The following is a 12,910-nucleotide window of genomic DNA, read 5'->3' as shown; positions in this document are numbered from 1 at the left end:
CACCGTCGGCGCCTCCGCGAGGCTGCTTAGGATGACGCTGTGAACACGGTGAGCGGGGAAGAGACCGGGTCCGGACCGGGCTCTCTGGGCAAGGTGCAGCCCAGACAGCTGATCGTGACCGTCTACGGGCTGTACGCACGCGACACCGACGGCTGGATGTCGGTGGCCTCGCTGATCCAGCTGCTCGCCGACCTCGATGTCGAGGCACCGACTGTACGCTCCTGCGTGTCCCGGCTGAAGCGGGCCGGACTGCTGGAGGCCCAGTCGGTGTCCGGAGCGGCCGGATACCGGATCTCACCCGAGACCGAGCGGATACTGCGCGACGGCGATCCGCGCATCTTCGCGGCCCGGCGGGCCACCGTGGACGAGGGCTGGGTGCTGGTCGTCTTCTCGGTGCCCGAGTCCGAACGCGCCAGGCGGCACACCCTGCGCACCCAGCTCACCCGGCTCGGCTTCGGTTCCGTGTCGGCCGGGGTGTGGATCGCTCCGGGACATGTGCACGACGAGGCGGAGTCCATGCTGGCCAGGCACGGACTGCGCTCGTACGCGGACCTCTTCCGGGCCGACTACCTGTCGGCCGGCGGGGGCGACGGAGACGAACTCGCCGCGAAGGTCCGCTCCTGGTGGGACACCGCCCGGCTCCAGCGGCTGTACGTCGAATTCCTCGCCGCACACCGTCCGGTGGCCGAGCGGATCGCGAACGGCGCCGCGGTGACGGACCGCCAGGCGTTCACGGCGTACATCGGGGTCCTCACCGACTGGCGCCGGCTCGTCTACCTCGATCCCGGTGTCGCGCGTGAACTGCTGCCCGGCGAATGGAGCGGAACGCACGCCTCCGAGCTCTTCGACGAGATGCACGCCCGGCTGGCCGGCCCCGCCCACCGGCATGTCGAGCGGGTCCGGGCACGCTGACGTTCCCCGCTGCCGGGCCGCTCAGCGAGGGTCCGACCGGACGATCGTGAACACCGCGCCCTCCGGGTCCGCCACGGTCGCCACCCGGCCGGCCGCCCCCTCCCGGGGCGGCTGCAGGATGTAACCGCCGAGCTCCACCACACGCCGGGCCGCCTCGTCGGTGTCGGCGACCTCGAAGTACGTCATCCAGTGCGGACCGCGGTCGCGCGGCAGGGCGTGGCCGACGCCGTGCAGCGAGGCCACCGGGCGGCCCGCCAGACGCAGGGTCTGGTAGTCGAAGTCGGCCGAGACGACCGCCTCCGCCTCGTAGCCGAAAACCGTCTGGTAGAACTTGCAGACCGTCGCGGTCTCGCGCGTCACCAGCTCGTTCCAGACCGGTGTGCCGGGAGCCCCGGCGAGCGCCGTGCCGATATGCGCGGCAGCCTGCCAGACCCCGAAGACCGCACCGCTGGGGTCGGAGGCGAGGGCGAGCCGGCCCGCCTCGCCCGCGTCGAGCGGCCCCACGGCGACCGTGCCGCCGCAGGACCGGATGGTCTCCGCCGTGAGATCCGCGTCGTCGGTGGCCAGATAGGTCGTCCAGGCGACCGGCAGGTGCCGGTCGGGCGGCAGCTGTCCGACGCCCGCCACCACTTTCCCGTCGATCAGCGCCCGGACGTACGGACCCAGCTGGTCCGGACCCGGCACGAATTCCCAGCCGAACAGGTCGGCGTAGAAGTCCTGGGTCGCGCTCAGGCCGTGCACGATCAGACTCACCCAGCAAGGTGTTCCGGGCGTACGCGGAACGGCAGCCTCGGTCATCGTCACTCTCTCTTCGGACCATCGGGGTGGCCGTACGGGGGAAACGGGGCCGGCGTGCCGTCATGCGGTACGGGATGTGTACGCCCCGTGCAGATGTTTGCACCACCCGGCGCACGAAGTGCTCCGGCCGCGCCGCACTTTCCGGGATCTCGACCATGGGAGACCGGTTTGGTGTGGTATGTCCGTTGCGGCGGTGTTACGGGTGGGGTGGCTCCTGCGCGAGGATGGCACCCATGAAGCCCATCATCACCGCATCCGAATACGCGAGCGAGTCGGCGGGGCCACGTCCGCCGGTGCTCCTCGACGTACGTTGGCAACTGGGTGGCCCGCACGGGCGACCCGACTACGAGACCGGGCACATTCCTGGTGCGGTCTTTGTCGACCTGGACGCGGAACTCGCAGGTCCGGCAGGCAGCGGCGGCCGTCACCCACTGCCCGATCCGGAGGCGTTCGGGGCGGTGATGCGCCGGGCCGGCGTCTCCCGGGAAACCCCGGTGGTCGTGTACGACGGTGGCCTCGGCTGGGCGGCCGCGCGCGCCTGGTGGCTGCTGCGCTGGACGGGGCACCCGGACGTCCGGGTCCTGGACGGCGGTCTCGCCGCCTGGCCGGGTGAACTCCAGAAGGAGGATCCGGCCCCGGTCGAGGGCGACTTCCGGCCCGTTCCCGGTGCGCTGGGCCTGCTGGACGCGGACGGGGCGGCGGCGCTGGCCCGCTCGGGTCTGCTGCTCGACGCCCGTGCCGCCGAGCGCTACCGGGGCGATGTGGAGCCGATCGACCGGGTGGGCGGCCACATCCCGGGCGCCGTCTCGGCCCCGACCTCCGAGAACACGGGTGACGACGGCCGGTTCCTGGCCGCGGAGGTGCTGGCGGAGCGCTTCAGGGGGCTCGGTACCGACCGGGCGGCCGAGATCGGCGTCTACTGCGGCTCCGGGGTCTCCGGCGCCCACGAAGTGCTGGCCCTGGTCGTCGCCGGCATCCCCGCGGCGCTGTACGCGGGCTCCTGGTCCGAGTGGTCCGGCGACGAGTCCCGCCCGGTCGCCACGGGGCCCGAGCCCCAGTAACGGAACGCGCGCCGACCGCGCCGACCGGCATCGCGGCCCCCGGCCCCGTGAGTGCGAGGCCCGGCGGACGCGCACGGCACGAGGGCCCGCACGCAGTGGCGTACGGGCCCTCTTCATGCCGTGGTCACCCCGCTCAGTCCTGTTTCTTGCGACGTGTGCCGAAGACGATCTCGTCCCAGGTCGGCACGGCGGCCCGGCGGCCCGGCCGGACGCCGTCCGCCTCGGCCTGGCGGTCCGTCGTACCGGTCAGCCGGTCGCGATGACCGGCCACCGCCCGCGGCATGAGCACGTCCGCATAGGCGGAACCGGCGCCCGCGGAGGCTGCCGCGGCCGGCGGTTCGTCGGCCCCCGGCTCCTGCGCGGCGGGCTCGATCGCGGGCGGCTCGGGCGGAGCCGGCCGCTCCGGCACCACCATGTCGCCGCGGAAACTCGGCACCGCCTCCAGCAGGCTGGTCAGCGAGTCGCGCTCACCGGCCGAGACGGACGCGATGTGCTCCTCGGGCTCGGGCGGGGGTGGCGGGGCCGTGGGCCGCTCCATCTGGCGGTCCAGGGCGCGGTCCAGCGGCCGGTCGCGCGGCAGCCGGGCGATCCGGGGCACGAACGGGAAGCTCGGCTCGGGCGCGGCGACATCGTCGGTCTCGCCGATCAGCGAACGCGCCTCGTCGTCCACGGCCTGGACCAGCCGGCGCGGCGGGTCGTACGTCCAGCTCGCCGAGTGCGGTTCGCCCGCGACGCGGTAGACCAGCAGGACCTCCCAGGTGCCGTCGTCCCGGCGCCAGGAATCCCACTGGACGGTCTCCTTGTCGGCGCCGCGCAGCAGCAGCCGCTCCTGCACCGCCTCGCCGAGCTGGGGGCCGGTGTTCTCGCCGGGACGGCGCACGGGAGTCTTCCGGGCCCGCTCGGCCATGAAGGCGCGCTCCGCGAGCACGGGGCCCTCGAAGCGGCGGACGCGGTCGACGGGGATCCCGGCGAACTGGGCGACCTCCTCCGCGGAGGCACCGGCTCGTATCCGCGCCTGGATGTCGCGGGGGCGGAGGTGGCTCTCCACCTCGATCTCGATCTGGCCGAGCCGCGCGCGGTCGTTGCGCACGGCGGCTCGCAGCCGCTCGTCGATGGGAAGCGTGTACTCCGTGCTGTCCGCAGCCTTGAGCACCAGTCGTGTGCCGTCGTTGGAGACGGCCACGACACGCAGTTCGGGCATGGGGACCTCCCGGGTGGTGCCTGCCGACGTCACGTGCGTCGCTGCTTCCGCTAGTCGAGTGTGGCCTGCCCGGGTGCAGCCTGCCACAACATTGCCGTGTTGCCCGGCGTGTCGGGCGTGAGCCCTTGATCGCCGGTATGACACGGTGACCTATTCTGCAACAGAAAGTGACCGTTGGTCACCTCATGTAGCCAGTCCCCGTGCGATGCCGTGGCGCCGCCGGATCGAGTGCCTCCTTCGGCCCCCTCCCGAAGATCCCGGACACCCGCACGGGAGTCCGGCCCCAGGGCTCGCCACAGTACTCCATTCGGGCCACGAGGGTGGACCGCCGCGCCGCCGAAGTTCTCGTGAGGTGCGGGAGTTGAGTCGCCCGGCCCGGGGTGGTGCGCCCCTCGCGCGTGTCCTGCTTCACAGAATCCCCGGAAGCGGAACCAATCACTTCGCTCAAATGTCCCTTCCTGTTGCATGGTGGGAGAGATGTCAATCAAGGGCTGGAAATGGTGCAGAAGCCGGAAAGTGACATAGAACCCAAGGAAAGGCGTATCGATCTGAGCCTGCCGCAGGTGGCGGGCAGTGCCGTGGCGGCGGTCGCGGCGGCGGTGGCGGCCTCCCAGCTGGGTGTGTACGGAACGATCCTCGGCGCCGGAGTGATGAGCGTCGTCGCCACCTGCGGCGGTTCGGTCTTCCAGCACTTCTTCCGGCGTACGGGGGAGCAGATCCGCGAGGTCACGGTCCAGGTGAAGCACCCGGACCGTGAGGTGACCGTGCATACGCGTGAGACGAGCGGTGCGCGTGCGGCGAAGGGGACGCGACGGCCGCCGGCCGGAACCCCCGCGGGAGCCACGGACGCCACCACGATGATGCCCGCCGTGGACGCCACGACCGTGCTGCGCAGGGCGGACGCCGCGGCCGCGCCGAGTGACGCGGCGGACGATCCGGACCGTACGCGGATGCTGCGGCCCCTGGACGCGACCCAACTGCTCACCACGGGGCGCCCGGACCCGGACGAGGAGTTCTCCGACGCCACCACGCACGGCACCCGGATCCGCGGCTGGAAGCGGTCGGCGCTCGGGGCGGCCGTGGTCTTCGTCCTCACGATGGCCGGAATCACCACGTACGAGCTGATCTCCGGCAACGACCTGAGCGGTGGCCAGGGCACGACTGTCGGCTCCGTCGTGCGCGGCGGGGAGCGGAATTCCGGGTCGGACGATCCGGCGCCGTCGACGGGCACCGACCCCGGCCAGGAGCGGACGCCCGGTCAGAAGGGCGGCACGACGCCCGGTACGGACCCGCAGGGCGGCCGGAGCCAGAACCCGGACGCCGGTCAGGGCGACAGCTCCTCGGCCGATCCGACGCCCGGTCCCACGCCGTCCGGCAACACCGGTGACCGTACGAGCCCGTCCCCGGCGGCCACTCCCTCCCCGTCGGCGCCCGGCGACGGCGCCACCACCGGCACGGACCCCGCGGGCGGGGGCGCGGCCCCGGCACAGGGCGACGCCGCCACCGCCGGCACGGACACCGGGCAGTGAACGGCCCCGGTGCCCCGGGGCACGTACGCCCGGGGCACGCGGGGCCGTCGCGGGCCGGGAGCCCTACTCGCCCAGGACCCGGCGCAGGTAGTCGTTGCCGAAGAGCCGGTCCGGGTCCAGCCGGTCGCGTACGGCGGTGAACTCGCCGAAGCGCGGGTACACCCCGGCGAGGTACTCGGCATCGCGGGTGTTGACCTTGCCCCAGTGCGGGCGCCCGTCATGGGCGGTCATGATGCGCTCGACCGCCGTGAAGTACGCCTGGTAGGGCGTGCCCTTGTAGAGATGGACGGCGATGTACGCGCTCTCGCGGCCCGAGGCCGTGGAGAGCGCGATGTCGTCCGCGGGGGCGGTACGGACCTCCACCGGGAAGCTGACCCGCAGCGGCGAACGCTCGACCATCGCCTTCACCTCGCGCAGCGCCTCCACGGCGGCCTCGCGCGGCAGCGCGTACTCCATCTCCACGAAGCGGACCCGGCGCGGGCTGGTGAAGACCTTGTACGGGATGTCGGTGTACGTACGGGCCGACAGGGCACGGCTGGAGAGCTTGGCGATCGACGGAATGGTGGCGGGCACCGCCCGGCCGAGCGAACAGGCCACCTGGAAGATCCCGTTGGAGAGGAGCTCGTCCTCGATCCAGCCGCTGACCTTTCCGGGCGGGGCGGCGGGGCCCGCGCTGCGGTTGTTGCGCTTGGTGTTGCAGTTCCCGGTGTGCGGGAACCAGTAGAACTCGAAGTGCTCGTTCTCGGCGACCAGCTCGTCGAAGTCGCCCGTGACCCGGTCGAAGGTCATCGGCTCCTCGCGTGCCGTCAGCAGGAAGACCGGCTCCACGGCGAAGGTGATCGCCGTGACGACACCCAGCGCGCCGAGCCCGATCCGGGCGACGGCGAAGATATCGGCGTTCTCCTTCTCCGAGCACGTCAGCACCGTGCCGTCGGCGGTGACCAGTTCGAGGGCGCGGATCTGCGCGGATATGGACGCCGAGTCACGGCCGGTGCCGTGGGTGCCGGTCGAGGTGGCGCCCGCGACCGTCTGCTCCATGATGTCGCCCATGTTGGTGAGCGAGAGGCCCTCGCGGGCCAGGGCGGTGTTCAGCCGCTTCAGCGGGGCGCCGGCCTCGACGGTCACCGTCATCGCCTCGCGGTCGATGTTCCGGATGCCGGTGAGCAGGTCCGGGCGGATCAGCACGCCGTCGGTGGCCGCCGTCGCGGTGAAGGAGTGCCCGGTGCCGACCGGCTTCACCCGCAGGCCGTCCTCGGACGCCCGGCGCAGCACCTCGGCGAGCTCCGGCACGGAGGCGGGGGACACGGCCCGTACCGGACGGGCGCTGACATTCCCCGCCCAGTTACGCCACGCGTTCGTCGTCGTCCGTGCGTCGGTGTCGGTCATCTTCCGCGCGCCCTTTCTCAGGAACCGGCCCGCTGAGCCGGCGATACCCCAGGAACGCCACCGCGGCCGCGAGCGCTCCCGCCACGACGGGTACCGCGTACCCCGCCTCGGCCCCCGACGCGTCGACCACCCAGCCGGCGGCCGAGGAGCCGAGCGCCACCCCGACGGCGAGCCCGGTGCTGGTCCAGGTCATGCCCTCGGTCAGTTCGGTGCGCGGTACGTGCTGTTCGACGAGGGCCATGGTGGTGACCATCGTCGGTGCGATGGCGAGGCCCGCGACAAAGAGCGCCACGGCCAGGAACGGCAGGTTCCCGGCCAGTTGGAGGGGGATCATACTCACGGCCATCGCGCACACGCCCACCAGCCACCGGGTGGAGGCCTTCCCCTTGAGGTGGAGCAGGCCGAAGACCGCGCCGGCCAGGCAGGACCCCAGCGCGTACACGGCCAGCACCAGGCTCGCCGCGGCCTTGTGGCCGCGCTCCTCGGCGAAGGCCACCGTCACCACGTCGACGGACCCGAAGATCGCACCGGTGGCCACGAACGTCACCACGAGCACCTGGAGACCCCGGGAGCGCAGCGCGGAGCCGCCGGTGTGCTGCCGACGCGGATGCGGAACAGGCTCGGTGGCCCGCTGCGCGGTCAGCCAGAGGACACCGACCAGCAGGAACCCGGCGGCCAGCAGCGGCCCCGCCTCCGGGAACCAGGCGGTGGACAGACCGATCGAGATGATCGGCCCGAAGATGAAGCACACCTCGTCGACGATCGACTCCCACGAGTACGCGGTGTGCAGCTCGCGCGGCGAACCGCGGTAGATCTCCGCCCAGCGGGCCCGGATCATCGAACCCACGCTGGGAACGCATCCGGCGCCCGCCGCGAAGACGAAGAGCGTCCAGTCGGACAGCCGCTGCTGCGCGCAGACCAGGAGTCCGGCCACCGCCGCCAGCGCGACGAGGGTGGCGGGACGCAGGACGCGGCGCTGCCCGTGCCGGTCGACGAGCCTGGAGATCAGCGGCCCGAGCACCGCCGCCGACATCGCCAGCGTCGCGGAGAGCGCGCCGGCGAGTCCGTAACGGCCGGTGAGCTGGGAAATCATGGTCACCACGCCGATGCCCATCATGGACAGCGGCATCCGGCCGAGGAATCCGGCCGCCGAGAACCCCTTGGTGCCGGGGGCGGCGAATATCGCGCGGTAGGGACTGGGCAAGGAGGGCTCCGGAACAGCGTGATCGCACACGCCTGTCATACGTGAAGGTAACCGATACAGCTTACGGTCGGGGCGATCGGTCCGACAGCGGGGTGGGCCCGGGGCAGATGTCGGTGGGAGGGCTGTCCGAGGCGGGTGGCAGGATCGGTGTCATGTCCGATCTGCGCGATCCCGCTCCTTACGACGCCCTGCTGCTGCTCTCCTTCGGCGGCCCCGAAGGCCCGGACGACGTGGTCCCGTTCCTGGCGAACGTGACCCGTGGCCGAGGCATCCCCGAGGAGCGGCTGAAGGAGGTCGGCAAGCACTACTTCCTGTTCGGCGGCGTCAGCCCGATCAACGCCCAGAACCGAGCCCTGCTGGACGCCCTGCGCAAGGACTTCGCCGAGCACGGACTGGACCTGCCGGTGTACTGGGGCAACCGCAACTGGGCGCCGTACCTCACCGACACCCTGCGCGGGATGACCGCCGACGGGCACCGCCGCATCGCCGTCCTCGCCACCAGCGCCTACGCCTCCTACTCGGGCTGCCGGCAGTACCGGGAGAACCTCGCCGAGTCCCTGGCCGCCCTGGAGGCGGAGGGGCTGCCGGTGCCCCGGGTGGACAAGCTCCGGCACTACTTCAACCATCCCGGGTTCGTGACGCCCATGGTGGACGGCGTCCTCGCCGCCCTGGCCGACCTCCCCGAGGATGTACGGGCCGGCGCGCACCTCGCCTTCACCACGCACTCCATCCCCACCTCGGCCGCCGACACCTCCGGTCCCGCGGAGGCGCACGGCGACGGCGGCGCCTATGTCGCCGAGCACCTCGACGTCGCACGGCTGATCGTCGACGCGGTGCGCGAGGAGACCGGCGTCGAGTACCCCTGGCAGCTCGTCTACCAGTCGCGCAGCGGCGCCCCGCACATCCCCTGGCTGGAGCCCGACATCTGCGACCACCTGGAGGCGCTGCACGCGGACGGTGTGCCCGCTGTGGTGATGGCCCCCATCGGATTCGTCTCGGACCACATGGAAGTCCTGTACGACCTCGACACCGAGGCCACCGCGAAGGCCGCCGAGCTGGGGCTGCCGGTGCGCCGGTCGGCGACCGTGGGCGCCGACCCGCGGTTCGCCGCGGCCGTGCGCGAACTGGTGCTGGAGCGTGCCGCCACCGAGCGGGGACAGGGCGGGGCGCGGTGCGCGCTGGGCGCGCTCGGACCGGGCCACGACCTCTGCCCGGTCGGATGCTGCCCGGCACGGGCCCCCAAGCCCGCCGCCGCGGGTGCCGACAGCCCGTACGCGTAGGAGCCCCGCCGTACCCCCGCAGACCCCTGGAGAGCCGTGACCGACCCGAACCTGTCCGAACTGCTCGACCTCGCCCTGGAGGCCGCCGGCCGCGCGGGCGCGCTGCTCCGTGACGGCCGCCCGGCCGATCTGGGCGTGGCCGCGACCAAGTCCAGCCCGATCGATGTCGTCACCGAGATGGACATCGCCGCCGAGAAGCTGATCACCGGCTTCCTGAGCGAACGCCGCCCGCAGGACGGCTTCCTCGGTGAGGAAGGGGCCAGTGCCGAGGGCAGCAGCGGTATCCGCTGGGTCATCGACCCGCTCGACGGCACCGTGAACTACCTGTACGGACTGCCCACCTGGGCCGTCTCCATCGCCGCCGAACGGGACGGCGTGCGGGTCGTGGGCGTGGTGGAGGCCCCGATGCGCCGCGAGACCTACCGGGCGGTGCTCGGCGGTGGTGCGTACGCCAGGGGCGGCGCGTACGGCGAGGGTGCGGCACTGCGTTGCCGGCCCGCGCCGCCGCTCGACCAGGCGCTCGTCTCGACCGGGTTCAACTACGTCAGCGACGTCCGTACGCACCAGGCGGACGTGGCTCAGAAGCTGATCCCGCGCCTTCGTGACATCCGGCGCAGCGGTTCCGCCGCCGTGGACCTCTGCGATGTGGCCTCGGGCCGCCTCGACGGCTATTACGAGCGAGGGCTGCACCCCTGGGACCTCGCGGCCGGCGACCTCATCGCCCGCGAGGCGGGCGCGCACACCGGCGGGCGTCCCGGGCTGCCCGCCGACGGAGACCTGACCGTCGCCGCGACGCCGGGCGTCTTCGAGCCGCTGCAGGCCCTCCTGGAGGAGTACGGCGCCTGGCACGACTAGGAGCCGACCGGGCCCGCCCGGGACACGGGAAGGGCCCCTGACACCGGTCACGGCATCGGGGGCCCTTCTCGCCGAGGTGCTCAGACGCTGGTGGCGCCGATCTCGACGCCATGCTCGGCGGCGAGGCGGTGAAGGTCCTCCAGCTCGCTCTGCTCGACATCCGCGAGGAAGTCGTCGCCCGTCTCCCGAGCTCTCGTGAGGTCGTACTCGGTGGTCTTGATCCGCTGCAGCAGACCTGCGGTGAAAGCGTCCATAATGCGCCCCCTCATCGTGGGTCGGTGGCACGGGGGTGTGCCCGGGGTTTCCCTCCGCACGGAGGCGGTAGGGCGGGTGATCACGCGCTCTCCGGGGACGGAGTGGCCTGTGGCACGCCACATTCAAGGCGCGATCTCGGGTGTGCATTCGTCCTCCCCGGGCCGGGGACCGGAGAAACCTCAACTGGCCGGTAAATCCGGTGAATTCCGCTGAGCCCCAGGTAGGGCAGCGTCGTCTTACCGCCGGTTTATGCGCGTTGCGGGCAGGATGGAGCCGCACAGACCAGTGCCGACGGGTGTCCGGATCACGGACCGTGGGCACTTCGATACGTTCTGAAGTTTCTAAGGAAGGACAGCGCCGTGCGCGTACTCGTCGTGGAGGACGAGCAACTGCTCGCCGATGCGGTGGCCACCGGATTGCGCCGGGAGGCCATGGCCGTCGATGTCGTGTACGACGGTGCGGCGGCCCTGGAGCGCATCGAGGTCAACGACTACGACGTCGTGGTGCTGGACCGGGACCTCCCCCTGGTGCACGGCGACGACGTCTGCCGCCGGATCGTCGAGCTGGGCATGCCCACCCGGGTGCTCATGCTCACCGCGTCCGGGGACGTCAGCGACCGGGTCGAGGGCCTGGAGCTGGGTGCCGACGACTATCTGCCCAAGCCGTTCGCGTTCAGCGAGCTCACCGCGCGGGTGCGGGCGCTCGGCCGGCGTACGACGGTGGCCCTGCCGCCCGTCCTGGAGCGGGCCGGCATCAAGCTCGACCCCAACCGGCGCGAGGTCTTCCGGGGCGAGACGGAGGTCCAGCTCGCGCCGAAGGAGTTCGCCGTGCTGGAGGTCCTGATGCGCAGCGAGGGCGCGGTCGTCTCGGCCGAGCAGCTGCTGGAGAAGGCCTGGGACGAGAACACCGACCCGTTCACCAATGTCGTCCGGGTGACCGTGATGACGCTGCGCCGGAAACTCGGCGAGCCGCCGGTGATCGTCACCGTGCCCGGTTCCGGCTACCGGATCTGACGGCCGATGCCGACCGTCCCCGCGCCGCCGACGGCGCCCCCGAAGCCCACCTGGGAGCCCAAACAGCAGGAGCCCCCCTACTGGCTGCGTCCGACCATCCGGATACGGCTCACGCTGCTCTACGGCGGCATGTTCCTCATTGCCGGGATCCTGCTGCTGTCGATCATCTACATGCTGGCCGCGCAGGCCCTGCACGTGGGCAGCGAGCTGCCGTTCCAGATCGTCAACGGGCAGGTCCGCAGCAATGTCTGCAACCTGCCGGAGAAGGCATCGCCGGAAGCCTTCAACGCGGCGATGAACTCCTGCGTCAACCACCAGCGGCAGCAGGCGCTCGACACGCTCCTGAACCGCTCGCTGCTGGCCCTGGTGGGGCTGAGCGTCATCGCCTTCGCCTTCGGCTACGCGATGGCCGGTCGGGTGCTCTCGCCGCTGGGCCGGATCACCCGCACCGCCCGCCGGGTGGCCGGAACGGACCTGTCCCGCCGGATCGAGCTGGACGGCCCGGACGACGAGCTCAAGGAGCTCGCCGACACCTTCGACGAGATGCTCGACCGCCTGGAGCGGGCCTTCACCGCCCAGCAGCGGTTCGTCGGCAACGCGTCGCACGAGCTGCGCACGCCGCTCGCCATCAACCGCACGCTGCTGGAGGTCCATCTCTCCGATCCCCAGGCCCCGCCGGAGCTGAAGCAGCTCGGCAAGACCCTGCTGGCCACCAACGAGCGCAGTGAGCAGCTGGTCGAGGGCCTGCTGCTGCTGGCCCGCAGCGACAACCAGATCGTCGAGCGCAAACCGGTCGACCTCGCGGAGGTCGCCTCGCGCGCGATCGACCAGACGCGCGGCGAGGCCGAGGAGCGCGGTGTGGCGATCCGCGGCGAGCGGGCCCCGGCGGTCGTCCAGGGCAACGGCGTCCTGCTGGAGCGGATCGCGCTGAACCTCGTACAGAACGCCGTGCGCTACAACGTTCCCGAGGAGGGCTGGGTGGAGGTCACCACCGAGCTGCAGGGCGGCCAGGCCCTGCTGGTGGTCTCGAACACCGGGCCCGTGGTGCCCGCGTACGAGATCGACAACCTCTTCGAGCCCTTCAGACGGCTGCGTACGGAGCGAACGGGCAGCGACAAGGGGGTCGGGCTCGGCCTGTCGATCGCGCGGTCCGTGGCGCGCGCCCACGGCGGCCGTATCATCGCGGAGCCCCGTGAAGGCGGTGGTCTCGTGATGCGCGTCTCACTTCCGGTCTGAGCGGCCGGACGGAGCGATCCGCGCACGAATTAGTTTGTTCGCTTTGAGCGGAATTTTCGGGACGTGCGCCCGGATCGCCCGTGTGTGATCGATCACAGAAGCGAATGTCCGACTGTCAACGCTCCGTGATCAGCGGCGCCATCGGAAAACCCGCAAAAGTCGGGGTTTTCGGGGCCCGAT

Annotated in this window: 12 protein-coding genes; 7 read left to right on the top strand and 5 right to left on the bottom strand. The window is 71.8% G+C overall.

The genetic code is table 11. The features are described from left to right. The first annotated feature begins 39 nt into the window (after positions 1-39). Positions 40-912, top strand: coding sequence for a PaaX family transcriptional regulator C-terminal domain-containing protein (locus tag ACFV8T_RS18525; protein ID WP_385328654.1), 873 nt, complete (start codon positions 40-42; stop codon positions 910-912). 21 nt (positions 913-933) lie between these two features. Here the strand turns inward: ACFV8T_RS18525 and ACFV8T_RS18520 are convergent, their stop codons facing one another. Next, the gene (locus ACFV8T_RS18520) at positions 934-1,710 is read right to left on the bottom strand and encodes a VOC family protein (protein WP_385328652.1); all 777 of its coding nucleotides are present in this window, start codon (positions 1,708-1,710) and stop codon (positions 934-936) included. Positions 1,711-1,943: 233 nt separating this feature from the next. Here ACFV8T_RS18520 and ACFV8T_RS18515 point away from each other — a divergent pair, with 233 nt between their 5' ends. Beyond that, complete coding sequence (locus ACFV8T_RS18515) at positions 1,944-2,771, top strand: sulfurtransferase (protein ID WP_385328650.1); 828 nt, start codon at positions 1,944-1,946, stop codon at positions 2,769-2,771. Between the two features lie 133 nt (positions 2,772-2,904). Here ACFV8T_RS18515 and sepH read toward each other — a convergent pair whose 3' ends face one another. Further along, entirely contained in the window at positions 2,905-3,972 is a 1,068-nt protein-coding gene (gene sepH / locus ACFV8T_RS18510) for a septation protein SepH (RefSeq protein ID WP_266427795.1), read from the bottom strand. Positions 3,973-4,469: 497 nt separating this feature from the next. On the opposite strand from sepH, the gene ACFV8T_RS18505 reads away from it, so the two are divergent. After that, entirely contained in the window at positions 4,470-5,501 is a 1,032-nt protein-coding gene (locus tag ACFV8T_RS18505) for a hypothetical protein (protein WP_385328648.1), read from the top strand. Between the two features lie 63 nt (positions 5,502-5,564). Here ACFV8T_RS18505 and ACFV8T_RS18500 read toward each other — a convergent pair whose 3' ends face one another. Beyond that, on the bottom strand, positions 5,565-6,887 hold the full coding sequence (locus ACFV8T_RS18500; protein WP_385328646.1) for a D-arabinono-1,4-lactone oxidase: 1,323 nt from the start codon (positions 6,885-6,887) through the stop codon (positions 5,565-5,567). Continuing rightward, positions 6,844-8,091, bottom strand: a complete 1,248-nt coding sequence (locus ACFV8T_RS18495) for an MFS transporter (protein WP_385328644.1) — start codon at positions 8,089-8,091, stop codon at positions 6,844-6,846. Before ACFV8T_RS18495 ends, ACFV8T_RS18500 begins: the two co-directional genes overlap by 44 nt. A gap of 152 nt (positions 8,092-8,243) precedes the next feature. Between ACFV8T_RS18495 and ACFV8T_RS18490 the strand changes: the two genes are divergently transcribed. Together ACFV8T_RS18490 and ACFV8T_RS18485 are read left to right on the top strand one after the other, a co-directional pair. After that, positions 8,244-9,371 (top strand): ferrochelatase, encoded by a 1,128-nt coding sequence (locus tag ACFV8T_RS18490; protein WP_385328642.1) that lies wholly within the window; start codon positions 8,244-8,246, stop codon positions 9,369-9,371. A 36-nt stretch (positions 9,372-9,407) separates the two neighbouring features. Beyond that, complete coding sequence (locus ACFV8T_RS18485; RefSeq protein WP_385328640.1) at positions 9,408-10,226, top strand: inositol monophosphatase family protein; 819 nt, start codon at positions 9,408-9,410, stop codon at positions 10,224-10,226. Between the two features lie 80 nt (positions 10,227-10,306). On the opposite strand, the gene ACFV8T_RS18480 is transcribed toward ACFV8T_RS18485, so the two are convergent. Beyond that, positions 10,307-10,480, bottom strand: a complete 174-nt coding sequence (locus ACFV8T_RS18480; protein WP_266427810.1) for a hypothetical protein — start codon at positions 10,478-10,480, stop codon at positions 10,307-10,309. Positions 10,481-10,840: 360 nt separating this feature from the next. Between ACFV8T_RS18480 and ACFV8T_RS18475 the strand changes: the two genes are divergently transcribed. Together ACFV8T_RS18475 and ACFV8T_RS18470 are read left to right on the top strand one after the other, a co-directional pair. Then, on the top strand, positions 10,841-11,494 hold the full coding sequence (locus ACFV8T_RS18475) for a response regulator transcription factor (protein ID WP_072485872.1): 654 nt from the start codon (positions 10,841-10,843) through the stop codon (positions 11,492-11,494). A gap of 6 nt (positions 11,495-11,500) precedes the next feature. Further along, complete coding sequence (locus ACFV8T_RS18470) at positions 11,501-12,730, top strand: sensor histidine kinase (RefSeq protein ID WP_385328638.1); 1,230 nt, start codon at positions 11,501-11,503, stop codon at positions 12,728-12,730. The last annotated feature ends 180 nt before the right edge of the window (positions 12,731-12,910 follow it).

Origin of the sequence: Streptomyces sp. NPDC059832 (assembly GCF_042731715.1) — a bacterium.
In the GTDB taxonomy this organism is placed as follows: domain Bacteria; phylum Actinomycetota; class Actinomycetes; order Streptomycetales; family Streptomycetaceae; genus Streptomyces.
The sequence above is the reverse complement of the archived record's forward strand: the minus strand, read 5'-3'. Positions and strand labels throughout refer to the sequence as shown.